General features: G+C 62.7%; 20 protein-coding genes. 19 read left to right on the forward strand and 1 reads right to left on the reverse strand.

Translation table 11 applies throughout. The annotated features are described in order from the left end of the window. Window positions 1–9 precede the first annotated feature (9 nt). Window positions 10–2,655 carry a pyruvate dehydrogenase (acetyl-transferring), homodimeric type gene (gene aceE, locus ACODS1_RS07145; RefSeq protein WP_322979823.1) on the reverse strand — a complete coding sequence of 882 codons (2,646 nt, stop codon included), beginning with the start codon at window positions 2,653–2,655 and terminating at the stop codon, window positions 10–12. 270 nt (window positions 2,656–2,925) lie between these two features. Here aceE and glnE point away from each other — a divergent pair, with 270 nt between their 5' ends. From glnE to ACODS1_RS07240, 19 genes are all read left to right on the forward strand, one after another. Further along, window positions 2,926–5,868, forward strand: a complete 2,943-nt coding sequence (gene glnE / locus ACODS1_RS07150) for a bifunctional [glutamate--ammonia ligase]-adenylyl-L-tyrosine phosphorylase/[glutamate--ammonia-ligase] adenylyltransferase (RefSeq protein WP_489085073.1) — start codon at window positions 2,926–2,928, stop codon at window positions 5,866–5,868. Between the two features lie 60 nt (window positions 5,869–5,928). Continuing rightward, window positions 5,929–6,852: a branched-chain amino acid transaminase gene (locus ACODS1_RS07155; protein ID WP_489085074.1), complete on the forward strand. Its 924-nt coding sequence runs from the start codon at window positions 5,929–5,931 to the stop codon at window positions 6,850–6,852. Between the two features lie 202 nt (window positions 6,853–7,054). Further along, entirely contained in the window at window positions 7,055–8,098 is a 1,044-nt protein-coding gene (gene waaF / locus ACODS1_RS07160) for a lipopolysaccharide heptosyltransferase II (protein WP_489085075.1), read from the forward strand. 1 nt (window position 8,099) lies between these two features. Beyond that, on the forward strand, window positions 8,100–9,104 hold the full coding sequence (gene waaC / locus ACODS1_RS07165) for a lipopolysaccharide heptosyltransferase I (protein WP_489085076.1): 1,005 nt from the start codon (window positions 8,100–8,102) through the stop codon (window positions 9,102–9,104). A 9-nt stretch (window positions 9,105–9,113) separates the two neighbouring features. Next, entirely contained in the window at window positions 9,114–10,238 is a 1,125-nt protein-coding gene (locus ACODS1_RS07170; protein WP_489085077.1) for a glycosyltransferase family 4 protein, read from the forward strand. Next, complete coding sequence (gene rfaP / locus ACODS1_RS07175; RefSeq protein WP_489085078.1) at window positions 10,235–11,041, forward strand: lipopolysaccharide core heptose(I) kinase RfaP; 807 nt, start codon at window positions 10,235–10,237, stop codon at window positions 11,039–11,041. Before ACODS1_RS07170 ends, rfaP begins: the two co-directional genes overlap by 4 nt. After that, window positions 11,042–12,025, forward strand: a complete 984-nt coding sequence (locus ACODS1_RS07180) for a glycosyltransferase family 9 protein (protein WP_489085079.1) — start codon at window positions 11,042–11,044, stop codon at window positions 12,023–12,025. 2 nt (window positions 12,026–12,027) lie between these two features. Further along, window positions 12,028–12,759: a lipopolysaccharide kinase InaA family protein gene (locus ACODS1_RS07185; RefSeq protein WP_489085080.1), complete on the forward strand. Its 732-nt coding sequence runs from the start codon at window positions 12,028–12,030 to the stop codon at window positions 12,757–12,759. Beyond that, complete coding sequence (locus tag ACODS1_RS07190) at window positions 12,756–13,502, forward strand: lipopolysaccharide kinase InaA family protein (protein WP_489085081.1); 747 nt, start codon at window positions 12,756–12,758, stop codon at window positions 13,500–13,502. The genes ACODS1_RS07185 and ACODS1_RS07190 overlap by 4 nt, the downstream gene beginning before the upstream one ends. A 64-nt stretch (window positions 13,503–13,566) precedes the next feature. Next, window positions 13,567–14,913, forward strand: a complete 1,347-nt coding sequence (locus ACODS1_RS07195) for a Mur ligase family protein (RefSeq protein WP_489085082.1) — start codon at window positions 13,567–13,569, stop codon at window positions 14,911–14,913. Beyond that, window positions 14,910–16,109 carry a hypothetical protein gene (locus ACODS1_RS07200; RefSeq protein ID WP_489085083.1) on the forward strand — a complete coding sequence of 400 codons (1,200 nt, stop codon included), beginning with the start codon at window positions 14,910–14,912 and terminating at the stop codon, window positions 16,107–16,109. The genes ACODS1_RS07195 and ACODS1_RS07200 overlap by 4 nt, the downstream gene beginning before the upstream one ends. Continuing rightward, window positions 16,087–16,974, forward strand: a complete 888-nt coding sequence (locus ACODS1_RS07205; protein ID WP_489085084.1) for a polysaccharide pyruvyl transferase family protein — start codon at window positions 16,087–16,089, stop codon at window positions 16,972–16,974. Before ACODS1_RS07200 ends, ACODS1_RS07205 begins: the two co-directional genes overlap by 23 nt. Then, the gene (locus tag ACODS1_RS07210; protein WP_489085085.1) at window positions 16,971–18,149 is read left to right on the forward strand and encodes a hypothetical protein; all 1,179 of its coding nucleotides are present in this window, start codon (window positions 16,971–16,973) and stop codon (window positions 18,147–18,149) included. The genes ACODS1_RS07205 and ACODS1_RS07210 overlap by 4 nt, the downstream gene beginning before the upstream one ends. 80 nt (window positions 18,150–18,229) lie before the next feature. After that, entirely contained in the window at window positions 18,230–19,180 is a 951-nt protein-coding gene (locus ACODS1_RS07215; protein WP_489085086.1) for a glycosyltransferase family 2 protein, read from the forward strand. After that, on the forward strand, window positions 19,180–20,625 hold the full coding sequence (locus ACODS1_RS07220) for a lipopolysaccharide kinase InaA family protein (protein WP_489085087.1): 1,446 nt from the start codon (window positions 19,180–19,182) through the stop codon (window positions 20,623–20,625). The genes ACODS1_RS07215 and ACODS1_RS07220 overlap by 1 nt, the downstream gene beginning before the upstream one ends. 12 nt (window positions 20,626–20,637) lie before the next feature. Next, on the forward strand, window positions 20,638–22,392 hold the full coding sequence (locus tag ACODS1_RS07225; protein ID WP_489085088.1) for a carbamoyltransferase family protein: 1,755 nt from the start codon (window positions 20,638–20,640) through the stop codon (window positions 22,390–22,392). Beyond that, window positions 22,379–23,506 carry a glycosyltransferase gene (locus ACODS1_RS07230; protein WP_489085089.1) on the forward strand — a complete coding sequence of 376 codons (1,128 nt, stop codon included), beginning with the start codon at window positions 22,379–22,381 and terminating at the stop codon, window positions 23,504–23,506. The genes ACODS1_RS07225 and ACODS1_RS07230 overlap by 14 nt, the downstream gene beginning before the upstream one ends. After that, window positions 23,506–24,558, forward strand: coding sequence for a hypothetical protein (locus tag ACODS1_RS07235; protein WP_489085090.1), 1,053 nt, complete (start codon window positions 23,506–23,508; stop codon window positions 24,556–24,558). Before ACODS1_RS07230 ends, ACODS1_RS07235 begins: the two co-directional genes overlap by 1 nt. Window positions 24,559–24,589: 31 nt before the next feature. Then, on the forward strand, window positions 24,590–25,555 hold the full coding sequence (locus ACODS1_RS07240; protein WP_489085091.1) for a glycosyltransferase family protein: 966 nt from the start codon (window positions 24,590–24,592) through the stop codon (window positions 25,553–25,555). The last annotated feature ends 6 nt before the right edge of the window (window positions 25,556–25,561 follow it).

Genomic DNA, 25,561 nt, shown 5'->3' on the forward strand with positions numbered 1-25,561 from the left:
CTACGCTCCTCAGCAGTCCAGCGGGTTGGCTTTGTCAGGGTTGATGCCGAACTTGGCGATCGCATCGGCCATGACCTTGGCTTCGATCTCGCCACGGTCGACCAGTGCTTCCAGCGCTGCCAGCACGACCCACTTGCGATCCACTTCGAAGAAGTTACGCAGTTGCTTGCGGCTGTCGCTGCGGCCGAAGCCGTCGGTGCCCAGCACCTTGTATTCCTTGCTCGGTACCCACTGGCGAATCTGTTCGGCGAACAGCTTCATGTAGTCGGTAGACGCGATGACCGGGCCCTTGCGGCCGCCCAGGCACTGCTCGACGTAGGTCTGTTGCGGCTTCTGGCCCGGGTGCAGGCGGTTGCGCCGCTCCACGGCCAGGCCGTCACGGCGCAGCTCGTTGAAGCTGGTGACGCTCCAGACGTCGGCAGCGATGTTGTACTCGTCGCGGAGAATCTTCGCCGCTTCGCGTACTTCGCGCAGGATGGTGCCGGAGCCCAGCAGTTGCACGTGGTGCGCGGCTTCCTTCTTGTCTTCTTCGAGCAGGTACATGCCCTTGATGATGCCTGCCTGCGAGCCTTCCGGCATGGCCGGCTGCTGGTAGGACTCGTTCATCACGGTGATGTAGTAGAAGACGTCCTGTTGCTCTTCGGTCATCTTCTTCATGCCGTCCTGGATGATCACCGCCAGCTCGTAGCCGTAGGTCGGATCATAGGTGCGGCAGTTGGGGATGGTCGCGGCCATGATGTGACTGTGACCGTCTTCGTGCTGCAGGCCTTCACCGTTTAGGGTGGTACGGCCGGCGGTGCCGCCGATCAGGAAGCCACGGGTGCGGCTGTCGCCAGCGGCCCAGGCCAGGTCGCCGATACGCTGGAAGCCGAACATCGAGTAGAAGATGTAGAACGGCAGCATCGGCTGGTTGTGGCAGGAGTACGAGGTACCCGCGGCGATGAAGGAGCTCATGGCGCCGGCTTCGTTGATGCCTTCCTCGAGGATCTGACCTTTCTTGTCCTCTTTGTAGAACATCACCTGATCTTTATCGACCGGCTCGTACAGCTGGCCTACGGAAGAGTAGATGCCGAGCTGGCGGAACATGCCTTCCATACCGAAGGTACGGGCTTCGTCCGGGATGATCGGGACGATGCGCTGGCCGATGTCCTTGTCCTTGACCAGTTGCGCGAGGATGCGCACGAAGGCCATGGTGGTGGAGATTTCACGGTCGCCCGAACCGTCGAGGATGGCCTTGAGGGTATCCAGCGGCGGGGTCGGGATGCTGAAGCTCTTGGCGCGACGCTGCGGTACGAAGCCACCCAGCGCGGCGCGGCGCTCGTGCAGGTACTTGTACTCGGCGCTGCCCGGCTCCGGACGTACGAAAGGCAGGTTTTCCAGCTCTTCGTCTTTGATCGGGATGTCGAAACGGTCGCGGAACTGACGCAGGCTGTCGACATCGACCTTCTTGGTGTTGTGCGCGGTGTTCTTCGCTTCGCCGGCGCCGGTGCCGTAGCCCTTGATGGTCTTGGCCAGGATCACGGTCGGCTGGCCGCTGTGGTTCACGGCCTGGTGGTAGGCCGCGTAGACCTTGTACGGGTCGTGGCCGCCACGGTTGAGCTTCCAGATCTCGTCGTCGGAAAGGTCTTTGACCATCTCCTTGAGTTCCGGCGTGTTGAAGAAGTTCTCGCGCACGTAGGCGCCGTCTTTGGCCTTGTAGTTCTGGTATTCACCGTCGACCACTTCGTCCATGCGACGCTGCAGGGCGCCGTCCTTGTCCTTGGCGAACAGCGGATCCCAGAAGCGACCCCAAACGACCTTGTTGACGTTCCAGCCGCCGCCACGGAACACGCCTTCGAGTTCCTGGATGATCTTGCCGTTACCACGCACCGGGCCGTCGAGGCGCTGCAGGTTGCAGTTGATGACGAAGATCAGGTTGTCCAGCTTCTCGCGGCCGGCCAGGGCGATGGCGCCGAGGGATTCCGGCTCGTCGCACTCGCCGTCACCCATGAAGCACCAGACCTTCTGCTTGCCGGCGGGGATGAAGCCGCGCGCTTCCAGGTACTTCATGAAGCGTGCCTGGTAGATCGCCTGGATCGGGCCCAGACCCATGGAAACGGTCGGGAACTGCCAGAAGTCCGGCATCAGCCAGGGGTGCGGGTAGGAGGACAGGCCCTTGCCGTCGACTTCGCGACGGAAGTTCTGCATCTGGTCTTCGCTCAGGCGGCCTTCCATGAAGGCGCGGGCGTAGACACCGGGGCTGGCGTGGCCCTGATAGAACACCAGGTCGCCGCCGTGTTCTTCGGTCGGGGCCTGGAAGAAGTAGTTGAAGCCGATGTCGTAGAGAGTCGCCGAGGAGGCGAAGCTGGAGATGTGGCCGCCCAGATCCGGATCTTCCAGGTTGGTGCGCATCACCATGGCCAGGGCGTTCCAGCGTACCAGCGAGCGGATGCGTCGCTCCATGAACAGATCGCCGGGCATGCGCGCTTCGTGCGTGACCGGGATGGTGTTGCGGTACGGCGTGGTGATCGCGTAGGGCAGTTGCGCACCGCTGCGGGTGGCCAGCTCGCCCATACGGGTCATCAGGTAGTGGGCTCGGTCTTCACCCTCACGGTCGAGGACGGATTCAAGGGCGTCCAGCCATTCCTGGGTTTCGATCGGATCGAGGTCTTGCATGGCTTGCTCCAGGGCGGAAAGGCTTCCAGAATCGGAGGCCAGTGGGTCTCGCCGGCTTTTTGGGCGGGCGAGCTGAATTCTTGGATGTACCGGGGGTAGGGCCGGCCGGCGTGTAGTTTTACTACATTTCGACGACGGATTCAGCTCTCCCGCTACAAATCTTTCGTAGTAAAACTACAGTGAGCTGCGCTGCATGCCGCGGATACTCAGCGGTAGCGGGACTTCGGATGTCCCGACGAGCGGCCGGCAGACCGCCAAAAAGGATAGACCATGAGCCTGCCCTCGCTGCTCAATTTGCCTGCCTCCTTCGATCCTCTCGCTGATCGTGCCGACCAGTTCCTCACCGCCGCCCTCGCGGAACAGCCTGAATTGCAGGCCTTGTGGCAAGCCTGGCCGGCCGAGCGCCTGGCCACCTGGCGGCAGGTGGCGGCCCTGAGTGATTTTGTCGCAGAGCACGCGCATCGTGACCCGCAGACCTTTCTCGCGCTCGCGGAATCGGGCGAGCTTGAGCGCAGTCTGGCGCCTGGCGAGTTGCGTCAGCAGCTCGATGCGCTGTTGGCCGAGTGCGCCGATGAAGAGGCGCTCGGGCGTTGTCTGCGACGTTTCCGTAATCGTCAGCAACTGCGCATCATCTGGCGTGATTTCAGTCGTCAGGCTGCGCTGGCGGAGACCTGTCGCGACCTGTCCGATCTGGCCGATGCCTGCATCGATCTGGCCTATCACTGGCTCTACCCACGGCATTGCGCACAGTTCGGCACGCCGACTGGCCGGCGCAGCGGTCGGCCCCAGCACATGGTCATCCTCGGCATGGGCAAGCTTGGCGCGCACGAGCTGAACCTGTCTTCGGACATCGACCTGATCTTCGGCTACCCGGAGGGTGGCGAGACCGAAGGCGTGAAGCGCCCGCTGGACAACCAGGAGTTCTTCATTCGCCTGGGGCAGAAGCTGATCAAAGCGCTGGATGCGATCACTGTCGACGGTTTCGTCTTCCGCACCGACATGCGCCTGCGTCCTTATGGTTCCTCCGGGGCGTTGGTGTTCAGCTTCAATGCGCTGGAGCAGTACTACCAGGATCAGGGCCGCGATTGGGAGCGCTACGCCATGATCAAGGCGCGCGTGGTCGGGGGCGATCAGGCCGCCGGTGCCGAGTTGCTGGAGATGCTGCGGCCCTTCGTCTATCGCCGCTATCTGGATTTCTCTGCCATCGAGGCGTTGCGCGCGATGAAGCTGCTGATCCAGCAGGAGGTGCGGCGCAAGGGCATGAGCGAGAACATCAAGCTCGGCGCTGGTGGCATCCGCGAGATCGAGTTCATCGCCCAGGCCTTCCAGTTGATCCATGGTGGGCGCGACCTCAGCCTGCAGCAGCGGCCGCTGCTCAAGGTGCTGACCACGCTGGAAGGACAGGGCTACCTGCCGCCCGCCGTGGTCGCCGAGATGAAGGACGGTTATGAATTCCTCCGTTACACCGAGCACGCCCTGCAAGGCATCGGTGACCGGCAGACGCAGATGTTGCCGGCCGACGCGCAGGATCAGGCGCGCGTGGCGGTGATCATGGGCTTCGCCGATTGGGCGAGTTTTCATGAGCGCCTGATGCACTGGCGCGGGCGTATCGAATGGCACTTTCAGCAGGTCATCGCCGACCCCGACGAGGAAGATGGCGCGGCTGGCGAGGCCGCTGTCGGCGCCGAATGGTTGCCGCTGTGGGAGGGCGCGCTCGATGAAGAAGCTGCCGTTCAGCAGTTGCAGGAGGCCGGTTTCGGTGAGGCCGCTGCGGCTTGCCGCCGCCTGTCTGATCTGCGCAATGGCCCGCAGGTGCGCGCCATGCAGCGCCTGGGGCGCGAGCGCCTGGATGCCTTTATTCCGCGCCTGCTGGCGCAGACCGTCGAGCACGATCAGCCGGATCTGGTGTTGGAACGCGTGTTGCCATTGGTGGAAAAGGTGGCGCGGCGCTCGGCCTATCTGGTGCTGCTGACCGAGAACCCTGGCGCGCTGGAGCGCCTGATCACCCTGTGCGCCGCCAGCCCCTGGATCGCCGAGCAGATTGCCCGTTATCCCCTGTTGCTCGATGAGCTACTCAATGAAGGGCGCCTTTATTCGCCGCCGCTGGCACCGGAGCTGGCAGCCGAGTTGCGCGAACGGCTGGTACGCATCCCCGAGGATGATCTGGAGCAGCAGATGGAGGCGCTGCGGCATTTCAAGCTGGCGCACAGCTTGCGCGTGGCCGCCTCGGAGATCGCCGGCACGCTGCCTTTGATGAAGGTTTCGGACTACCTGACCTGGCTGGCCGAGGCGATTCTCGATCAGGTGCTGGCGCTGGCCTGGCAGCACACGGTGCAGCGTCACGGTCGCCCGCAGCGCGCCGACGGCACGCCGTGCGACCCGGACTTCATCATCGTCGGCTATGGCAAGGTTGGTGGCCTGGAGTTCGGTCATGGTTCGGATCTGGATCTGGTGTTCATCCATGATGGCGATCCACAGGCCGAGACCGACGGCGCCAAACCCATCGATGGCGCGCAGTTCTTTACTCGACTAGGGCAGCGCATCATCCACCTGCTGACCACCCAGACCACGTCCGGTGCGCTCTACGAAGTGGACATGCGCCTGCGACCTTCGGGTGCGGCCGGTTTGCTGGTCAGTTCCCTTGGCGCCTTTCAGCGCTATCAGGAGAGCGAGGCCTGGACCTGGGAGCACCAGGCGCTGGTGCGCGCGCGGGTGCTGGTCGGTTGTCAGCGCCTGGCGGGAGCGTTCGCCCGTGTGCGTGCCGAGGTGCTCGGGCGTCAGCGTGATGTGGCGGCCCTGCGCAGTGAAGTCAGCGAGATGCGGGCGAAGATGCGCGACAACCTCGGCACCCGCGCGACCGTGGCCGGTACCGGGGCGAATGCCTTCGATGCCGTGGCCTCCTTCGATCTGAAGCAGGACGCCGGTGGTATCGTCGATATTGAATTTATGGTGCAATACGCGGCCCTGGCCTGGTCGTGGCAATACCCGCAACTGCTCGAATTCACCGACAACATTCGCATCCTCGAGGGGCTCGAACGGGTTGGATTGATGACGGCGGAAGATGCCGGTCTGCTGCGCGAGGTCTACAAGATCTATCGCTCGGCAGCTCATCGTCAGGCGCTGCAGAAGCAGCCCGGGGTGGTGCCGGGCGATCAGTTCCAGGATGAGCGCCGCGCCGTGATGCGCCTGTGGCGCCAGCTGGAACTGAATTGAACGAGAGGGGCCAAGCCCCGAGCATGACCGAACCGCGAAGCGAATTGAGGAGCAGGCAAGATGTCGATGTCCGACCGTGATGGCGTGATCTGGTACGACGGTAAACTGGTGCCGTGGCGCGATGCGACCACCCATGTGCTGACCCACACCCTGCACTACGGCATGGGCGTGTTCGAAGGCGTCCGCGCCTACAACACCCCGGATGGCACGGCGATCTTCCGTCTGCAGGCGCACACTGACCGCCTGTTCGACTCCGCGCATATCTTCAACATGCAGATCCCTTACACCAAGGAAGAGATCAACGAAGCGCAGCGCGCCGCGGTACGTGAGAACGGCCTGGAAAGCGCCTATCTGCGCCCGATGGTGTTCTTCGGCAGCGAAGGCATGGGCCTGCGCGCCGCCGGCCTGAAGGTGCACGTGATCGTTGCCGCCTGGCACTGGGGCGCCTACATGGGTGAAGAAGCACTGGAAGCCGGCATCAAGGTGCGCACCAGCTCCTACACCCGTCACCACGTCAACATCGCCATGACCCGCGCCAAGGCCAACGGCAACTACATCAACTCGATGCTGGCCCTGCAGGAAGCCATCTCCGGCGGCGCCGACGAGGCCATGCTGCTGGATCCGGAAGGCTACGTGGCCGAAGGCTCGGGCGAGAACATCTTCCTGGTCAAGGATGGTGTGGTGTACACCCCGGAAGTGACCTCCTGCCTCAACGGCATCACCCGCAGCACCATCCTGACCCTGGCCGAAGAGCACGGTATCAAGGTGGTCGAGAAGCGCATCACCCGCGATGAGGTGTACATCTGCGACGAGGCCTTCTTCACCGGCACCGCCGCTGAAGTCACGCCGATCCGCGAAGTCGACGGCCGCAAGATCGGCGCAGGCCGCCGTGGCCCGGTGACCGAGAAGCTGCAGAAAGCCTACTTCGACCTGGTGACCGGCAAGACCAGCGCGCATGCCGAATGGCGCACGCTGGTTAAATAAGCGATTGTTCGAAGGCTCGACGGGGAGGCCTCAAGAGTCCGCCGGCAATCTTGTGAGTTAGAGTCAGGCTAGGCGCAACAGGGACGAGGGCGTGAGTTTACTGCGGTAAATGAACGCCCGAGGCCCTTTGCAACGACGCATGACCGACGCGCAGCTGATTGCAGGCGGGCTCTGAGCCTCCCCGGTCGTTTCTGGAAAAGATATGAAGATACTGATCATCGGCCCCAGCTGGGTAGGCGACATGGTGATGGCGCAGACGCTGTTCCTGTGCCTGAAGCAGCGCCATCCCGATTGCGAGATCGACGTGCTGGCACCGGACTGGAGCCGGCCGATCCTCGAGCGCATGCCCGAGGTGCGCGCCGCGCTGAGTCTGCCGTTGGGCCACGGTGTGCTCGACCTGGCCACGCGCCGGCGCATCGGCAAGTCGCTGGTCGGTCAGTACGATCAGGCCATCCTGCTGCCCAACTCGCTCAAGTCCGCCCTGGTGCCCTGGTTCGCCGGCATCCCCAAGCGCACCGGCTGGAAAGGCGAGATGCGCTACGGCCTGCTCAACGATATCCGCACGCTGGACAAGGCTCGCTATCCGTTGATGATCGAGCGTTTCATGGCGCTGGCCTATGAGCCGGGGGCTGTGTTGCCGCAGCCCTATCCGCAGCCGCGCTTGCAGATCGACGAGTCCAGCCGCGACGCGGCATTGGCCAAGTTCGACCTGCAACTGGATCGCCCGGTGCTCGCGCTGTGCCCAGGTGCCGAGTTCGGCGAGGCCAAGCGCTGGCCGGCCGAGCATTACGCCAAGGTAGCCGAGGCTAAGATTCGCGAAGGCTGGCAGGTCTGGCTGTTCGGCTCGAAGAATGACCATGCCGGTGGCGAAGACATTCGCCTGCGCCTGATTCCCGGCCTGCGCGAGGAAGTCAGCAACTTGTCCGGGCAGACCAGCCTGGCCGAGGCCATCGACCTGATGTCGGCCGCCACTGCCGTGGTGTCCAACGATTCCGGCCTGATGCACGTGGCAGCGGCGCTGAACCGGCCGCTGGTGGCGGTCTACGGCTCCACCTCGCCGGGCTTCACCCCGCCGCTGGCCGACCGTGTCGAAATCGTTCGTCTGGGGCTGGAGTGCAGCCCCTGCTTCGAGCGCACCTGTCGTTACGGCCACTACAACTGCCTGCGTGAGCTTGAGCCGCAGCCCGTGATCGAGGCGCTGGAACGGCTGGTCGGCGATGCCCTGATTCTGGTCGAGGGCGACTGATTTGCGGGTGCTGATCATCAAGACCTCGTCGCTCGGCGACGTGGTGCATACCCTGCCGGCATTGACCGACGCGGCTCGTGCGATACCCGGCATCCGCTTCGATTGGGTGGTGGAAGAGGGCTTCGCCGAGATTCCCGCCTGGCACCCAGCGGTTTCTCAGGTGATTCCCGTGGCCGTCCGTCGTTGGCGCAAGCATCCGCTGCGCACCTGGCGCAGTGGTGAGTGGGCGCGCTTCAAGAAACGCCTGCGCGAAACCCGCTACGACCTGGTGATCGACGCCCAGGGCCTGCTCAAGAGCGCCTGGTTGACACGCTATGTGTCGGCGCCAGTGGCCGGGCTGGATCGCGACTCGGCACGTGAGCCGCTGGCCAGCCGTTTCTACGACCGTCGCTACGCGGTGCCCAAGGATCAGCACGCGCTGGAGCGCGTGCGTCAGTTATTCGCCAAGGCGCTGGACTACCCCTTGCCGGCCGCCACGGGTGATTACGGGCTGAACCGTGCGGCGATGATGGATGCTCCGGCGCAGCCTTATCTGGTGTTCCTGCACGGCACCACCTGGGCCAGCAAGCACTGGCCGGAGGCCGATTGGCGTGCGCTGGCCGAGCGTATGGACGAGATGGGGTGGGCGGTACGCCTGCCCTGGGGCAACGAGGCGGAAAAGGCTCGCGCCGAACGCATCGCGGCCGGCCTGACGCATGCCGCTGTGCTGCCGAAGCTGAACCTGGCCGGTGTGGCCAAGGTGATCGCTGGCGCCAGCGCCTGCGTCTCCGTCGACACTGGCCTCGGCCATCTGGCTGCTGCGCTGGATGTGCCGAACATTTCCCTCTACGGCCCGACCCTGCCCGGCAAGGTGGGCGCCTACGGCCGTAGCCAGATTCACCTGTGCGCCAGCGGCCCGAACGCCGGCTGCGGCGACCGTGACAAGCCCTGCTTCGATGGCCTCGGCGCCGAGCGCGTCGGCCTGGAACTGGAGGCGCTGCTGCTCGCGCCTCCCGGCACCCTTTAAGGAGCGGCTATGCAACTGGCCTTCGTTCTCTACAAATACTTCCCGTTCGGCGGGCTACAGCGCGATTTCATGCGCATCGCCCTGGAGTGTCAGGCGCGCGGCCATGCCATTCGCGTCTACACGCCGATCTGGGAAGGGGATAACCCTGCAGGCTTCGACGTGCGCGTGGCGCCGGTGCGGGCGCTGTTCAACCACCGCCGCAACGAGAAATTCAGCGCCTGGCTGCAGGCCGATCTGAAGCGCGACCCGGTCGACCGGGTGATCGGCTTCAACAAGATGCCGGGCCTCGACGTGTACTACGCCGCCGATGGCTGTTTCGAGGATAAGGCGCAGACTCTGCGCAACCCGATCTATCGCCGTTGGGGCCGCTACAAGCACTTCGCCGAGTACGAGCGCGCAGTGTTCGCGCCGGAGTCGAAAACCGAGATCCTGATGATCTCCGAAGTGCAGCAGCCGCTGTTCATCAAGCACTACAAGACCCCGCTGCAGCGTTTCCACCTGTTGCCGCCGGGCATTGCTCAGGATCGCCGTGCGCCGGCCAATGCCGCCGAAATTCGCGCCGAATTCCGCCGTGAGTTCAAGCTGGCCGACGATGATCTGCTGCTGGTGCAGATCGGCTCCGGTTTCAAGACCAAGGGCCTGGATCGCAGCCTCAAGGCACTGGCCTCGTTGCCACGTGAACTGCGCAAGCGCACGCGTCTGATCGCCATTGGCCAGGACGATCCCAAGCCCTTCCTGCTGCAGATCAAGGCGCTGGGCCTGTCCGATCAGGTGCAGATTCTCAAGGGCCGCAGCGACATTCCGCGCTTCCTGCTTGGCGCCGACCTGCTGATCCATCCGGCCTACAACGAGAACACCGGCACCGTGCTTCTCGAGGCGCTGGTGTCCGGCTTGCCGGTGCTGGTCACTGATGTCTGCGGCTACGCGCATTACATCGCCGATGCCGATTGCGGCCGGGTCGTGCCCAGCCCCTTCGAGCAGGAGCACCTCAACCGCATGCTCGCCGATATGCTCGCCGACCCCGAGCGCCGCACATTCTGGCGGCGTAATGGCCTGGCCTATGCGGACAGCGCCGACCTGTACTCGATGCCGAAGAAGGCCGCCGACGTGATTCTCGCGGAGAAACACGCGTGAAGCTGATCCTCGCCGAGCCGTTCAAGCGCCTGTGGGCCGGTCGCGATGCCTTCGAGGCTGTCGAGGCGCTGCAGGGCCAGGTCTATCGTGAGCTGGAGGGGCGCCGCACCTTGCGCACCGAGGTCGATGGCCGTGGCTACTTCGTCAAGATTCACCGCGGCATTGGCTGGAGCGAGATCGCCAAGAACCTGCTGACGGCCAAGGCACCGGTGCTGGGGGCTGGCCAGGAGTGGCGGGCGATTCAGCGTCTGACCGAGACCGGCGTGCCGACCATGACCGCCGTGGCCTATGGTGAGCGCGGCGCCAATCCTGCACGCCAGCACTCGTTCATCGTCACCGAGGAACTGGCGCCTACCGTCGACCTGGAGCAGCTCAGCCTCAACTGGGCCGAGCAACCGCCCAAGCCGGCACTCAAATGGGCGCTGATCGAACGAGTGGCGCAGATGACCGGCGGCATGCACCGCGCCGGAGTCAACCACCGCGACTGTTATATCTGTCACTTTCTGCTGCACAGCGACCGGCCGATCCAGGCCAGCGACCTGCGCCTGTCGGTGATCGACCTGCACCGCGCCCAGGTGCGTGACGCGGTGCCCCGCCGCTGGCGCGACAAGGATCTGGCCGCCCTGTATTTCTCGGCATTGGACATCGGCCTGACCCGCCGCGACAAGCTGCGCTTTCTGCGCACCTACTTTCAGGGTCCCTTGCGTCAGGTGCTGCGCGAGGAGGCAAGCCTGCTGGCCTGGCTGGAGCGCAAGGCGGCCAAACTGTATGAGCGTAAGCTGCGTTATGGAGATCGACTGTAGATGTCGGAAAGAAAGGTGTTGATCCGTGCAGGTATGAAAGTGGCGCTTGTGCCGTGTCCTGCGCTTGGAGATACCACGTTGTTTCTATGGCTCGCCTGGCGCTTGCAGGCCGCCGGGGCGCAGGTTGTTTTGGCATCTGGATCGTTGTTCGCTCTGCGTGATTATCTTCCGGGGCTAGACGTTATCGGAGGGGGCAAGCCTGACGTGCCTGCGCTGGCTGAATGCCATGACCTAGTGATCTGTGCCATCGACTGGTACGTGGAAAAATCAGACTCTGGAAACACTGCGGCCCTGGATAACGTTGCCTACCTGGCGGGCAAGAAATTGCCTGCCCGATACTCGCTCGACCAACGCCCCGTATTGCTGGAGGGGCGCTCCGTTGCGGGTGCCCACAACGTGATCTGTCGTGATCCCAAGGCCGGCAAAACCATGGTGCAATGGATTGATCTCTATGCCGCGGAGGTACTCGGGCTGGATATATCCACGACGCCTGCCGGCCTCCAAGCGCTGCCGGACACGGCAAAGGATGCCGATCGTCGCGTGGCGATCTTTCCAACCACACCCCATGCCAGCAAGAACTACTCAGTCCGAGGTTTCAGGCGCCTTGCCGCTAGACTCGCGGCGAAAGGTTGGCAGGTGGAGTTCGTGGGGACTCTTACAGAACAGGCAGCACTGCAATCGCAGTATCCCGAGGTTGTCGTCCATGCCTTTGCAGACCTCAAAGGCTTGGTCGACTACCTGCGCACCTGCTCGATCGTCATCAGCAACGACTCGGGTGGCGGTCATCTAGGGTCACTGCTTGGCTTGCGCACGTTCACCATCACCCGACGGCGTCCAGACTTTACCTGGCGCCCGGGTTTTAACGCGTTGAATCAGGTCGTTCATCCTGTTTTCACATTCAAGTGGATGGGGAAAACGATCTGGCGCCCCTTCATTCCTCTCGGCCGTGTACTGCGGGAGTTCCCTGCCGTGGCGAGGCCTTAGTCATGTCGGCGTGGAAGCATGACGTCAGCGGTTCCTTGCTCAGCGCTTTCGGTAGCCTGGAAGCCGTCTTCGAATTGCACGGTGAGCGGTTGACCTCCGATCCTCTGTCCGAAGTCATACGGGTGGAAATCGAGGGAGTTCGCTATTACGTCAAGCGCTACCGGGGGGCAGGTAAAGGTCTGCGCCGCTACCTGGGGCGTCCGCGAGTCAAGGCTGAGTGGCAGAACCTGAAATTGTTCGCCAAATGGGGCATTCCTACCGCTCCTATCGTGGCTTATGGCCTCGAACGCAGTGCCGGCGCATTCGTACGCGGCGCGCTGGTAACCCGCGAGCTGGAGAACACCCTCAATCTGGCCGAAATCGTTGAGTATGAGGATCAGCGCCTGGCTGACCGTGGATGGGTCTTGCATGTCAGTCAGCAGGTGGCTCAGGGAACGCGCACCCTGCATGAGCATCACTTCACCCATAACGATCTGAAGTGGCGCAATCTTCTGGTCAATGACAAGGCCGAGCTGTTCTTTATCGACTGCCCTACCGGCAGTTTCTGGTGGGGGCCGTTGCTGCGTTATCGCATCATCAAGGATCTGGCGTGTCTGGACAAAGTCGCCAAGCGCGTGTTGTCGCGTACGCAACGCCTGCGTTTCTACCTGCAGTACCGCGATCGCAGGCGTTTGAGCGAGGGTGACAAGCGTCGGGTGTTGCAGATCCTCAAATTCTTCGAGGGGCGTGAATGACGGATTTCATGGCGGCGCAGGATCGTGCCTTGCTCGAACGTCACGGGCTGGCTGGTTTCGATGCGTTGTGGGCATTGAAGCTGGAAGCCGTGGACGAGCCCAATACTGAGCGCGGTGGCTGGAGCAGTGTCTATCGCCTGGAGCTGGATGAGCGCGCTTTCTACCTGAAACGGCAAAGCAATCACCTGACCCGTACGTTGCTGCATCCTTTCGGCGAACCGACCTTCGCCCGTGAGTTCCGCAATATCCGGCGTTATGCCGAGCTGCACATCCCGGCCCTGCAAGCGGCATTTTTCGCCGAGCGCCGGGTACCAGGTGAGCGCCGGGCCATACTGCTGACCCGCGCCCTGGACGGATGGCAGGATCTCGACCATTGGCTGGCTGACTGGGGCGCACTGGAGCCACCGCGGCGTACCGCCATCGTGCAGGCCTGTGGCGATCTGGCGCGCCGCTTGCACGAAGCTGGACAGATGCATGGCTGTTTCTATCCCAAGCACATCTTCCTGCGTGAACAGGGCGGCCTCTTCGAGGCGCAACTGATCGACCTTGAGAAGACACGCCCGCTGTTGCTGGGACGGCGTGATCGGATCAAGGACATCGAGCCCCTGTTCAGGCGGGCCGGTCATCACTGGGGGCGCGACGAGCTGCAGATTTTCCTGCAGAGTTACCTGGGCGATGAGACATCCATGCAGCGCTGGCTGCACGAGCTGTCGCAGCGCAGCCGCTACAAGGCCACGCGTTAGCGGTCAGTGCGCTGTGTGATGGCAAACAATAACAACATGATGTCCGTCATGAACCGAGCCACTGATGAATCTCTACTTTTCCCTGATCAAACTCAAGGCGCGCCTGCTCGAAGGGCGCAAGCTCACTCGCGCCGATATTCACCGGCGACTGGCGCTGAAACGACGCGCTGAACGGCCGGATGTACGCATGGTGGGTGTGACCGGTAGTGGTGCGAAGAGCACCACCAGTGCTCTGGTCTTTCACATGCTCAGCGAGGATCAGCCTGCCGCCCTGTCCATGCTGGAGAACACGGAGCAGATGATTGCACCGCGCCTGGCCAGGTTTCCTGCGCAGGCGCGCTTTGGCGTCTTCGAGATCAGTGGCCACGCGCCGGGCGTGCTCGACACTGTCTGCGAGCTGGTGCAGCCGGACGTGGCGATCATCACGGTCATCGCCAGCGATCACCGCACCAGTTTCCGAGACCCGGGCGCCACCGCGCGCGAGAAAATCAACCTTGCGCTCAATGCCGCGCGCCGCGGCGGCCTCGTGCTGCTTAATGCCGATGACCCGCAAGTGCTCGCCATGCGTGAGCAGATTCCGGCGGCACAGGTGCGTACCTACGGCGAGTCAGAGGGTGCCGATTATCGCGCGCTGGATATCCGCCAATCCGAGGTTGGTCGCCTGCGTTTCCGTTGCCGGGCTGGGCAGGAGGAGGCCGAGTTCGATTTCGCCCTGTTGGGGCGTCATCTGCTGGTGCCGGCGCTGGCCAGCATCGCCTGCGCCCATCAGGCGGGCATTCCCCTGGCGCGTCTGGCCGAGCGCGGGCGACAGTTCGTGCAACTGCCGGGGCGTTGCTCGTTGCACGTCAATCCGGGAGCGCCGACCTTCATCTGCGATACCGTCAAGGCGCCTTATTCGACGCTGGATCTTGCGTTTGCGCAGATGGATCTGTTCCACCAGGTGCCGCGCAAGACCATCGTCATCGGCAAACTTTCCGATTATGCCGGTGCGCAGGGTAGCCGTTATCGCCAGGCCTATCGGCTGGCTCGTCAGTACGCCGAGCGCGTCATATTTCTTGGCCATCCAGAGCTCAATATCAAGCCCCTGGAGGGAGACGAACTCGGCACGAACCTGGTTCTGGTCGAGGATATCGTCGCCCTGCGTCGGCTGATTGCCGATACCGCCTTGGCTGGTGAGGTGATCCTGCTCAAGGCGTCCTACAAGGTCGACCGTATGGAGCGCATCGCGCTCGACTATGTGCGCGAGGTTCAGTGCTGGATCAGCGGCTGCTCGCGCGCCTGTGTCTGTTTCAATTGCGATCAGTTGACGGCCGATGGAAAGGTCTATCGGCCCAGCGCCGAGAGCACCTCGTACATGATCGACGATCCCGATTACTTCTGCGAGGTCATCGCCCGGGAAGGGGCGCGATGAGCTACGGCCAAGCCGAACAGGCGTCACGCCAGGCGCTGCGGGTCGAGCCTGGCACGCGTCACGGTTCGCGCATCGACTACGACCTGCAATTGGCCGAGTGTCGCTACCGCGTCTACTTCGACTGTGCGCAACTTGAGCTGACGGCCGACTGCGAGAGCACCCTGGCGATGCTGGCCCTGGGGGCGATGAGTCTGCGTCGCGAGTTGCAGGTGGTCGGGCCGATCTCGCCGCGTTACCTGGAGAACCAGCGACAACTCATGCAGGTGTTCGGCGGATGGTTCGAGCGTTATCGTCTCGTGCCCATCGTGGCCAGCACCTTGCGGGAGGGCTGTCCTGCTACGGCTGGAACAGGGCGCGTCGGCTGTTTTTTCACCGGCGGTGTGGACTCCTTCTATACCTTTCTCAAGCATCGCGACGAGATCACCGATCTGGTCTTCGTGCATGGCTACGACGTCGATCTCGACGATCGCATGCGTCGTGAGCAGGTCAGCGCCATGGGGCGTGCCCTGCAACAGGCCTGTGGCGTTCGTTTCATCGAACTGGAAACCAATGCCATACGGCTGTTTCGTGATTTCGGGCGCTGGGGGGCGCATGCGCACGGTTATGGTCTGGGCAGCGCGGCGCGCCACCTGGCCGGCTACCTGAGGCGTATCTACATTCCCTCGTCATTCGCCACGGCCGAGCTGATGCCCTGGGCATCGCATCCGCTGACCGATCCGCTGTTTTCCGATGAGCGCCTGGAGGTCATCCACGACGGCTGCGAGGCCGGGCGCGTGGACAAGATCCGTGCGCTGGCCGGCGATCCCCTGGCCCTGGAGCACCTGCGCGTATGTTGGGAGCGCGTCGCGGGGCGCTACAACTGTGGGCGCTGCGAGAAGTGCCTGCGCACCATGACCAGCCTGCAGGCGCTCGGTGTGCTGGGGCAATGTGCGACCTTCCCCACGCAGGTAGAGAGTCGACAGGTGCGTGAGCTGGTCATCCATGACACCAGCCTGGCCACCTTCGCCCACGACAACCTACGTCTGTTGCAAGCGTGCGGTCAGGGTGAAAGTGCGCTCGCGCAGGCCTGGCGCGAGGTGCTCGAGCGGCCGCAATGGCGTAACCGGATGATCCTCAAGTGGCGTAAATGGCGCCGTCGTGTCAGGAAACTGTTGAACAAAGTGGGAGTGGGCCTTGAGCCAGATCCGTCTGCTTGATTACACCGGGGCGGTATTCGCCGACAGCTTCAACCTGGGCGACGATATCCAGACCCTGGCGGTCGCTCGCCTGGTACCGCGAGTCGACGGCTACGTCGATCGTGAATCCCTGGATCGCGTGGATACGCCCTGTACCGTGCCGATGAATGGCTACTTCATGAACACACGGAACTGGCCGCCATCCCCTGCGGTGCGGCCGGTGTTCTACGCCTTCCACCTGGCCGCCGAAGCGCAGGATTGGTTGTGCGCGGCGCCCAGCCTGGAGTATCTGCGCCGTTGGCAGCCGATTGGCTGCCGCGACCGTGGTACCCAGGCATTGCTCGACCAGCATGGCATCGACACCTACTACAGCCGCTGCATCAGCCTGACCTTGCCGCGCCGCGAACACGAGCCGGAGAAGGGCGAGGTGTTTCTGGTCGGCCTTACACCTGCTGCCCGCCAGGCCGTGCCCAGATCGCTGCGCAGGGGAGCGGTGACTGTCGACCAGGCACGGGTGCGTCTGCCGATTACCAATGGCGAGCTGAAGCGTGCCCTGGCGGCCGAACTACTCGATCAGTATCGACAGCGGGCGCGACTGGTGATCACCTCGAAGATTCATTGCGCCATGCCCTGCATCGCCATGGGGATCCCCGTGGTCTTCCTCTACGACATCGAGCGTCGTGGCGACTACCGGGTACAACTGATCGACGAGTTGGTGGGCATTCATTACGTGCATCAGCGTGGCGCGTTGGCGCGCTTGCGCAATCACTGGCTGGGTCGGCGGATCGACTGGTCGCCACAGGCGCTGGATATCGAGCCGTTGAAGGCGGAGATCGCCGCAGGCTTTTCCACCGCCTTCGCCCGCGTACATGGGGAAGACGCATGACGATCAGATTGTCTGAGTTGCGCTGCGACTGGTCGGACGCCCCGCAGCATCCGTCCGAGGTCGTCTACCGCGTCGATCTGGGCGAGCGTCACTATGACGTGTTCATCCGCAGCTGCGATCTGGTTCGCCAGCCCGGCATGGAGGCCGTGGTGCCAATGGCGCTGCTCGCGGCGATGAGCCTGCGCCGTCCGCTGCATGTCGAGGGGCGCTTGTCGGCCACCTTCCTGAATGGCTTGCGGCAGGTCATGGCACTGTTCGCGCAGCACTTCGAGCCCTTCGAGGTCGTCGATATCACGGCCGACGAACTCTACCTGGCTGAAGCAGCGATGCCTGGCGAGCGGCGTGGCGCGTTCTTCTCGGGCGGCGTGGACTCCTTCTACACGCTGTTCAAGGGGCGCGAGGAACTGACCGATCTGATCTACATCCATGGCTTCGATGTGCGCCTGGATGACTGGCCCAGGCGCCAGGCCATTGCCAGCATGGGTGAAGCGGTCGCATCGAGCATGGGTATGCGTTTCGTTCAGGTGGAAAGCAACCTGGCCAAGGTGCTCGAGGATTTTGGCTCCTGGCCGCTGCATGGGCATGGTTTTGCCTTGATGAGCGTGGCTCGGGCCCTGGCGGGAGCGTTCGGCGAGATCCGCGTTCCTGGCACCCACAGCCTCAAGGGCCAGAAACCCTGGGGCTCCTGGCTCGACACCGATCCGCTGTTCTCCGATGAGCGCCTGAGCGTGGTGCATGATGCCTGCGAGGCCGAGCGGGTCGACAAGATCATCGCCCTGGCCGACCAGCCGCTGGCGCTGCGTTACCTGCGAGTGTGCTGGGGGCGTGTCGAAGGTACCTACAACTGCTGCCGCTGCGAGAAGTGTCTGCGCACCATGACGACGCTGCATGCGCTGGGCAAGTTGCAGGAGGCCGAGGCGTTTCCCCTGGCGTTGACGCCGGCGCTGGTCGCCAATGTGTTGTTGCCACGCGATGGCCTGCGCTGCTACGCGCAGGAGAACATCGCCTTGTTGCAGCAGCATCGTCCCGAGGAGCGCGAGTTGATCGCCGCGCTGGAAAAGCAGTGGCGTCGACCGATCTGGCTGTCGCTTCGGCTCATCAAGTGGCGCAAGCGCATGCAGCGCTGGCGTAATCAAGCCACACGTCTGCGCGCCTGGCTGAGGGGCGCACGGTGAGCATGTCCGCAACTGGTTTCGCCCCGTCCTTTTGAGCGTCATATGCTGTTACAGGTAGTTTCCATCTCTGGCGGTTCAGCATGACAGCCCCTGTCCATGAGGTCGTGCCGCAGCGTGCGTCTGAGTATCTGATCAGCGTGGTCATCCCGACTTTCAACTACGCCTCGATGCTGCCGCGTGCACTCGAGTCGGTGCGCGAGCAACTGGCGGACGATATCGAGTTGATCGTGGTGGATGACGGCTCCACCGACGCTACGGCTGAGGTACTGGCGGATTTCTGCCTGCGTGCGCCGCGTCTGCGGGTGCTGGCGCAGGCCAATGCTGGCGCTGCGGCGGCGCGCAACCGTGGCATCGCTGCGGCGCAGGGGCGTTTCGTGCTGCCGCTCGATGCCGATGATGAATTGTTGCCCGGTGCCTTGCAGCGATTGAAGGCATTGATCGAAGCCCAGCCGACGGTGGAGATGATCCTGGCCGGACGTATCACCTGCCATGCCGATGGCCGCAGTCGTGTGCAACTTCCGGTACCGATGCATGCGCTCGGCCCCCGCGAAGTGATTTCCCTCTATCTGTTGCGCAAGTGGGTCAGCGTTGCCCATGGTTCGACGCTGTTTCTGCGTGACCTGCTGCTGCAGTATCCCTATCCGCAGGGATTCGAGGCCGGAGAAGATATCCCCGTGTTCGCCAGTGTGCTGGCGCGAGCCCGTGTGGTGACGCTGCCGCATCCGCTCGTGCGTATCCACAAGCATGCTGACAGCGTACGTCGTCGTGTTCCGGGTGAGCAGGCGACCATGCGTCTGGTGGACGAGGTTTTTGCCCGTCTGCCTGCCGAGTGCCAGTCGCTGGTTGGACGTTTTCGTGCGCAGAGTTACCTGTCCCTTTTTCGTTCGGCCTGGCGCCTTGATCATCGTGCCGAGGCTCGGCGTTATTACCTGTGTGCCCTTAAACTAAGCCCCACGCAGGCGCTGCGCTGGCGTTATCTGGGTAAACTGTTGCGCTTGAGCCTACATATCAGGTCGAGGAACCGTTCTTGATGCAGTTGAGGAACTTGTCGGTAGCCGGACGAACGCCCGAGTTGCCGTTGACACTGGAGGTTGCGGGTGAGCCTCTGGTCATCGAGCGCCTGCTGCGAGTGTTGCCGGGACAGCGTTATGTCGGTATGGCTCGCTGGCAGGGGCGCCAGGTGTTGGCCAAGTTGTTGGTCGGCAGCAAGGCGCAGCGCCACTTTCAGCGCGAGCTGGAGGGTGCTGAGCTGTTGGTTGGACAAGGACTGGTCACCCCCGAGCTGTTGGTACAGGGCTTCGTCGAGGGGCAGGGCGGTTGGCTGCTGTTCGATTACCTGGAAGGCGCGCAGAGCCTCTGGGAGGCTTGGCGTCAGGCAGCACGCGAGCCGCTGCTGAGCGATGCCCAACAGGCGGTGCTGGCCGAGGCGCTGGGGGCGATTGGGCAGATGCATGCTCAGGGCTTGTGGCAGGCCGACCTGCATCTGGACAACCTGCTGCGGCATGAAGGCCGCCTGTATCTGATCGACGGCGGCGGCGTGCGCTGCGAAACGCCAGGGCAGCCGCTGTCGCGTGCGCGCGTGCTGGAAAACCTCGGCGTGTTCTTCGCCCAGCTACCGGCCGAGCTGGATGCCGTTCTCGAAGAGTTGCTGATCCACTATTTGCTGGCCAACGGCGAGCACGCGCTGCCGCTGGAAATGCTCCAGGCCGAGATCGCCAAGGTGCGGCGTTGGCGTCTGCGCGATTACCTGAAGAAAACCGCACGCGATTGCAGCCTGTTCGCCGCGCGGATTGGCGCTTTTGGCTTGCGTGTGGTGCGCCGTGAGGCAGAGCCGGCGCTGCAGCCGCTGCTGGCCGATCTGGACACTCGCATCGAGGCCGGGCACATCTACAAGACCGGCGGCGCCGCCACCGTGGCACGTGTCGAGGTGGAAGGTCGGTCTCTGGTGGTCAAACGTTACAACGTCAAGAACTGGCTGCACTGGCTCAAGCGCTTCTGGCGGCCCAGCCGCGCCTGGCATAGCTGGCGCGAGGGTAACCGTCTGCAACTGCTCGGCTTGACCACGCCAACGCCGCTGGCCGTGATCGAGCGGCGCTGGTGCTGGCTGCGCGGTCGTGCCTACCTGATTACCGACTATTGTGGCGGTCAGGATATAATCGCCCGTTTTGAGGCATACCAGCAGGCAACCCCCCCGGAAACCGAGCTGCTGGCGCTGGATCGACTGTTCGCAGCGATGCAGCGTGAACGCATCAGTCATGGTGATTTCAAGGGGCACAACCTGTTCTGGGATGACGCGCAGGGCGCCTGGTCGCTGATCGACCTGGACGCCATGCGACAGCATCGCAGTACGCGCAGTTTCGCCCGGGCCTACGCCCGCGACCGCGCCCGTTTTCTGCGCAACTGGCCGGCGGATTCCGCTCTGCACCAGTTGCTCGACCAACGTTTACCGCAGGTGCCTGGCACCTGCCCGAATTAGAGGCTCAAACCTGTGGCACTGACCATTCTCGGCCTGTCCGGCGCCCTCAGTCACGATCCGTCCGCCGCGCTGTACATCGACGGCAAGCTGATCGCGGCCGTGGAAGAGGAGCGCTTCGTGCGCGACAAGCACGCGAAGAACCGCATGCCTTACGAGTCGGCCAAATTCTGCCTGGAACAGGCCGGCATCAAGCCGGCGGATGTTGACGTGGTGGCCATTCCCTTCGCCCCCATCAGCATCTTCGAGAAGGCCCGCTGGCAGTACGCCAAGCGTTACGCCTACGCGCCGGATCGTGCCCTGGATGCCATCCTGTTCGGTAACCGTCGTTACAAACGCTACAAGAAGCGTATCGAGTGGTGCCTGGTACAACTCGGTTTCGACCTGAAGAAGGTCAAGATCGAGCCGGTCGAGCACCACCTGGCGCACGCCTCCAGCGCCTACCACTGCTCGGGCTTCAAGGAGAAGACCGCGATCCTCGGCATCGACGGCAAGGGCGAGTACGCCACCACCTTCTTCGGCTACGGCGAGAACGGCAAGATCCACAAGATCAAGGAATTCTACGATCCGGATTCGCTCGGCGGCCTCTATGGTGCGATCACCGAGTACCTGGGCTTCGAGATGCTCGATGGCGAGTTTAAGGTCATGGGCATGGCGCCCTATGGCGATGCCGCCAAGTACGATTTCTCGCGTCTGGCCAAGTTCGAGAACGGCGAGCTGATCATCAACACCGAGTACGCCAACGTCATCGGTTTCCGTCGCTACAAGGAAAACGGCAAGGGCTACTACTTCTCGCCCAAGCTGATCGAGTGGCTGGGGCCGAAGCGTGAGGGCGATATCGCCGACGACCCCTACATCCATTACGCGGCCAGCATGCAGGCGCTGTTCGAGAAGCTGGCGCTGCAGATGATGGAGTACTACCTGGGCGACATCCTGCGTGAGACCGGCAAGATTGCCTTCGCCGGTGGCTGCGCGCTGAACGTCAAGCTGAATCAGAAGATCATCGCCCGCGATGACGTCAAGGAGCTGTTCGTGCAACCGGCCTCTGGCGATGCTGGCACTGCCGTCGGCGCCGCCGCCTACGTCTCGCACAAGCGTGGCGTGCCGGTGGAGAAGATGGAGCACGTCTATCTCGGCCCCTCGTACAGCAACGAAGACGTCATCGCTGCCTGCGCCAAGCACCCGAACCAGCCGGTGTTCAAACGCATCGACAACACGGCTGAGCGCATCGCAAAAATCATGGTCGACGGCAACCCGGTAGCCTGGTTCCAGGGTCGCATGGAGTTCGGGCCGCGCGCCTTGGGTGGCCGCTCGATCATCGGTTGCCCGAGTATTCCGGGCGTGGCCGACCGCATCAACGAGCAGATCAAGTTCCGCGAGCGCTGGAGACCCTTCTGCCCATCGATGCTCGATACCGTGGCGCCGAAGATGCTCAAGGTCGATCACCCGAGCCCGTTCATGACCTTCACCTTCGAGGTGAACGAGGAGTGGAAGGAGCGCGTCAGCGAAGTGGTGCATGAAGACGGCACCTCGCGCGCTCAGGTGCTGGAGCGCCGCTTCAATCCGCGCTGGTATGACCTGATGCTGGAGCTGGAGAAGCTGACTGGCAATGGCGTGTCGCTGAACACCTCGCTCAATCGTCGTGGCGAGCCGATGATCTGCTCGCCGACCGACGCGCTGAACATGTTCTACGGCTCGGATCTGCAGTACCTCATCATGGAAGATGTGCTCGTGGTCAAGGATGGCAAGGATTGGTATGACGGCGTCTGAGCAGGCAGATGGCCAAACGCAGCGCTGGGTTCTGCAGTTCTGCCATGGCTATGACGGCCCATTTTTGGATTGCGCCCGGCAGTACGCCGTGCTGTTCAAAGGTACGCCCTACAAGGTCTGTACGGTCTACCTGACCGGCAAGCCGTCGGAGGAGGTCGAGCGCGGCTCGGCTTCCGACGAGGTGATCTTCCTCGATTACTCCAGTGCACAGGTGCGCGGCCTGAAACTGGGTGCCATCCGCGATTTGCGGCGGATCGCCGCCTCGCGCGACTTCGCCCTGTGCATCGCGCACCGTTTCAAGCCGATCTACGTTGCTCTGCTGGGCAGCAACCTGCCGGTGGTTGGCGTGCACCACGCCTTTGGCGACTACAAGCGCCGTTCTCGCCAACTGTTCGCCAACTTCTTCCGCAAGCGCCTGATGCTGCTTGGTGTTTCCAATGCCGTGCGTGACGACATGCGCAGCTGTTTGCCGGATTGGCCAGCGGAGCGTATCGAGACCCTCTATAACCGTATTGACGTCGAGGCGGTGCAGGCCGAGCAGGTTTCCCGCGAAGCGGCCCGTGAGCATCTGGGGCTGCCGCAGGACGCCTGGGTGGTCGGTAATGTTGGCCGCCTGCATCCGGACAAGGATCAGGCCACGCTGATTCGCGGCTTCGCCCAGGCGTTGCCACAACTGCCGGCGGGTAGTCTGCTGGTGATCATGGGAAGTGGCCGTCTGGAATCCGATCTCAAGGCCCTGGCGCTGCAGTTGGATATAAGCGACTCGGTGCGCTTCAGTGGCCAGGTGCCCAATGGACGCCGCTATTTCAACGCATTCGATGTGTTCGCCCTGACCTCTGATCATGAGCCGTTCGGCATGGTGTTGTTGGAGGCGATGGCTGCCGGAGTGCCGGTGCTTGCGACCGATTGTGGCGGGGCGCCAGAGGTGGTGGGTAAGTCGGAGGCTTTGTTTGCCTTCGGCGATGATGCGGCGCTTGCTGATTGCTTATTGGCTGCATCGAATACCGAGCCACCGCAAGCGGGGGGTATGCCGGTATGTTTCACCGATGCTGGCGCTCGTGCTCGTTTCTGGTCACTGCCAGGCGTGGTGCGCTTTCTGCAGGCGAGGGTGTGATGATGCCTGAGCGCGTATCCAGGCAACTGGTCTATCTGGTTTATGGCGGCAAGCCTGAGTATCACCTCGAGGCCAAGTACAGCATTCTTTCTGCATTGCATCAGGCGCAGGGAGCGTGCCCACGCATCCTGCTCTACACCGATGAGCCTGCTCAGTTCATTGATTGGCCGGTTGAGGTTGTCGTGCTCGATCAGGAGACTTTGAGGGCCTGGACGGGGCCAGCGGCCTATCTGCACCGGCGTAAGGCTGCTGCCATCCGTGATGCATTGCAGTATGCCGAGCAAAGCATTTTCATCGACACTGACACCTTCTTTCTGGCCTCCCCGGTGAAACTTTTCGAGCGACTTGCACAGGCTCCGTGGCTTGTCGATGAAATCGAAGGCGTGTGGCACGAGTACGAAGGTGAGGATTTGCATGACGTGCTGGCGCCTTATCTGGCGCAACACCATGGTGTCGACCGGCACATGCTGCTGATCAACTCTGGGGTTCTGGGCTTTCAGGCGGACGCCACATGCCTGATGGAGGAAACGCTGAACCTCATCGATATCATGCATCCGATGGTTCCCCGAATTCATGTCATCGAGCAGTTCGCGGTGGGCGTCGCTGCCAGGCATCTGGGACGGCCAGCGGAGTCTCGAGGGGTGATCAAGCATTACTTTTCCGGGAAGAACTACTGGCGTCACATGGTTGCTACATTCTTCCAGCGTCATGGCGAGAGCTTCTCTGTCAAGGCAGTCGAGGCCGTTCGTGAGGTGCCAACGGATAAGCCCAGACCTGTCTGGTGGCATCGCCTGAACTTTCGTTTGCGTAGTGTCGTTCTCTCCTCTCGGATGCGTTCAAATGCCAAGTTGGCCTATTACGCAACGGTTCTGTGCGCTGGTGATCCTTATGCCAAGGCTTGTGGTCAGGGCTATGTCCAGGAGTTGCGGCGAAAGGCCATGCATGAGGGGGAAAGCCTGAGCACTCAGCCTTGGAGCAGAATACTGAGCCGGCAGCAGAGGCAGCGTCTGGCCAGGCTGCTGGGCGAGTCCGTTTCAGGTCATGCCCCGTGATCCTTTCTAGTAGCGTTTTCGAGGTGACCCTGTGAAGGTGCTTTTTCTGGTTCAGGCCGAGCAGCGAGCGATACTGGATCGCCTGTATGAAGGCATTGCCGAGGCGTGCGATAGCTGTGACATCCGCTGGCTGAGCAGCGATGAGCAGGCCAATCTGAAGCGTTATTTTCGTGAGCACGTCGACCTGGCGAATTATGACCGGATCCTTTTCTTCCTTCGCTTCAAGAAGGAAATGCGTCAGTGGCGGTTCATTCGTACGCTGCCGAATCTGGTGATCCTCGAGCACGACGCCTACCAGAACTACATTCCGTGCAAGTACACGGGTAAGTTCAGCGCCCATTACCGTCGCATGCCTTGGGTACGCATCATCAGCTCTGGTGCGCAGGTCAGCCAGCGCCTGCGCGAAGAGGGCTTCGATGCCTGCTTCGTCCCCAAGGGCTATGACCAGGCCTTGCTGACCTGCTCTGATCGCGAGCGAGACATCGAACTCGCGTTCGTCGGCAGCACCAAGAGCGTGGCCTACAGCGGTCGCAAGGCGCTGTTGGATGAATTGGGGCGCCACGAGAACCTGCTCGTCACCAAGACCAAATCGGGTGAGGAGTACTGTGAGACCCTCAACCGCATCCGTTTCTTTGTCAGTGCGGACGTGGGCATGGGGGAGTACATGATCAAGAACTTCGAGGCGATGGCCTGTGGTTGTGTGCTGCTGGCTTATGATCATGGTGAGGTGGAGAACTCAGCGTTGGGCTTCGTCGATATGCACAATCTGGTTCTCTATCGGAACGTCCCAGAGTTGCGCGAAAAGCTGAACCTGTTGCGGCAAGATTCGCAAAGGGCTGCCGCAATCGCCGAGGCGGGGCGTCAACTGGCCGAACAGCATTTTGGCTTTGCGGCTATCGGGAGTCAGATTGTCGAGACCATGCGTGTGCCGTTACGTCCTGCGCGACAGCCCTCCTGGCTGCAGCGGCAGTTGCATAAGATAGGTGTTCACTACTAATGCAGG

The organism is Pseudomonas sp. FG29 (assembly GCF_057809355.1).

Excerpts from the sequence above, each read along its gene's own strand:
- aceE (WP_322979823.1), bottom strand. The coding sequence starts at position 2,655 with ATGCAAGACCTCGATCCGATCGAAACCCAGGAATGGCTGGACGCCCTT.
- glnE (WP_489085073.1), top strand. The coding sequence starts at position 2,926 with ATGAGCCTGCCCTCGCTGCTCAATTTGCCTGCCTCCTTCGATCCTCTC.
- ACODS1_RS07155 (WP_489085074.1), top strand. The coding sequence starts at position 5,929 with ATGTCGATGTCCGACCGTGATGGCGTGATCTGGTACGACGGTAAACTG.
- waaF (WP_489085075.1), top strand. The coding sequence starts at position 7,055 with ATGAAGATACTGATCATCGGCCCCAGCTGGGTAGGCGACATGGTGATG.
- ACODS1_RS07170 (WP_489085077.1), top strand. The coding sequence starts at position 9,114 with ATGCAACTGGCCTTCGTTCTCTACAAATACTTCCCGTTCGGCGGGCTA.
- ACODS1_RS07180 (WP_489085079.1), top strand. The coding sequence starts at position 11,042 with ATGTCGGAAAGAAAGGTGTTGATCCGTGCAGGTATGAAAGTGGCGCTT.
- ACODS1_RS07185 (WP_489085080.1), top strand. The coding sequence starts at position 12,028 with ATGTCGGCGTGGAAGCATGACGTCAGCGGTTCCTTGCTCAGCGCTTTC.
- ACODS1_RS07190 (WP_489085081.1), top strand. The coding sequence starts at position 12,756 with ATGACGGATTTCATGGCGGCGCAGGATCGTGCCTTGCTCGAACGTCAC.
- ACODS1_RS07195 (WP_489085082.1), top strand. The coding sequence starts at position 13,567 with ATGAATCTCTACTTTTCCCTGATCAAACTCAAGGCGCGCCTGCTCGAA.
- ACODS1_RS07200 (WP_489085083.1), top strand. The coding sequence starts at position 14,910 with ATGAGCTACGGCCAAGCCGAACAGGCGTCACGCCAGGCGCTGCGGGTC.
- ACODS1_RS07210 (WP_489085085.1), top strand. The coding sequence starts at position 16,971 with ATGACGATCAGATTGTCTGAGTTGCGCTGCGACTGGTCGGACGCCCCG.
- ACODS1_RS07215 (WP_489085086.1), top strand. The coding sequence starts at position 18,230 with ATGACAGCCCCTGTCCATGAGGTCGTGCCGCAGCGTGCGTCTGAGTAT.
- ACODS1_RS07220 (WP_489085087.1), top strand. The coding sequence starts at position 19,180 with ATGCAGTTGAGGAACTTGTCGGTAGCCGGACGAACGCCCGAGTTGCCG.
- ACODS1_RS07230 (WP_489085089.1), top strand. The coding sequence starts at position 22,379 with ATGACGGCGTCTGAGCAGGCAGATGGCCAAACGCAGCGCTGGGTTCTG.
- ACODS1_RS07235 (WP_489085090.1), top strand. The coding sequence starts at position 23,506 with ATGATGCCTGAGCGCGTATCCAGGCAACTGGTCTATCTGGTTTATGGC.